The following is a 1,037-nucleotide window of genomic DNA, read 5'->3' on the forward strand; positions in this document are numbered from 1 at the left end:
CAGCGTTCGGATCTACACCAGCGTGACCATATTGGTCATACGCGGCTTTCTTCTGATCGTCAGACAGAACCTCGTAGGCCTCAGTCGCTTCTTTAAACTGTACCTCTGCTTCTGCATCATCCGGATTTCGGTCTGGGTGATACTTCATCGCCAAACGACGATACGCTTTTTTAATTTCTTTGGCGTCAGCAGATTTGTCGACACCTAAAACTTCGTAGAAATCTCTTTTAGACATTACTTATTACCTGTCTTATCGACATTACTCCTCAAATAAAATCTGAGAAGCCTAGATACGATAACGCGGAAGAACTAGCTCCCGCGTTATAAAGAGCGAGCATCTAAAACACTCGCTATTCAAAAAGCAAACTTACTTTTTGTCGTCTTTTACTTCTTCAAACTCAGCATCAACTACATCGTCGCCAGCATTTGATTGCGCTTTCGCTTCTGCCTCTGGACCCGCCGCTGCACCTTCTGCTTGAGCCGCTTGCTCAGCATAAAGCTTTTGAGCAAGGCCTGATGACGCTTCAGTTAACGCTTGAGTCTTCGCTTCGATCACGTCTTTGTCATCACCTTTCAGTGCTTCTTCAAGATCAGCAATCGCTGCTTCAATTGCAGTTTTCTCTTCTGCAGTCGCCTTATCGCCAGCTTCTTCCAAAGTTTTCTTGGTTGCATGAACCATTTGATCACCTTGGTTACGCGCTGTCACAAGCTCTTCGAACTTGCGATCCGCTTCAGCATTCGCTTCAGCATCGTTAACCATGTTCTCGATCTCATCATCAGAAAGACCAGAAGACGCTTTGATCACGATAGACTGCTCTTTTCCTGTCGCTTTATCTTTCGCAGACACATTCAAAATACCGTTTGCATCAATATCGAAAGTTACTTCAATTTGAGGCATGCCACGTGCTGCTGGTGGAATATCCGCCAAATCAAAACGACCAAGCGATTTGTTCTGAGCAGCTTGCTTACGCTCACCCTGAACAACGTGAATCGTTACTGCCGACTGATTATCTTCTGCTGTTGAGAACACTTGCGAC

At 45.4% G+C, this 1,037-nt stretch carries 2 protein-coding genes; both read right to left on the reverse strand.

Translation table 11 applies throughout. The features are described 5' to 3' along the window. The coding region (locus A3762_RS19115; protein ID WP_156493595.1) for a DnaJ domain-containing protein at positions 1–235 on the reverse strand (235 nt) is incomplete at its 3' end. A 132-nt stretch (positions 236–367) separates the two neighbouring features. Further along, the coding region (locus tag A3762_RS19120; protein WP_156493596.1) for an Hsp70 family protein at positions 368–1,037 on the reverse strand (670 nt) is incomplete at its 5' end.

This window comes from Oleiphilus sp. HI0125, assembly GCF_001635355.1.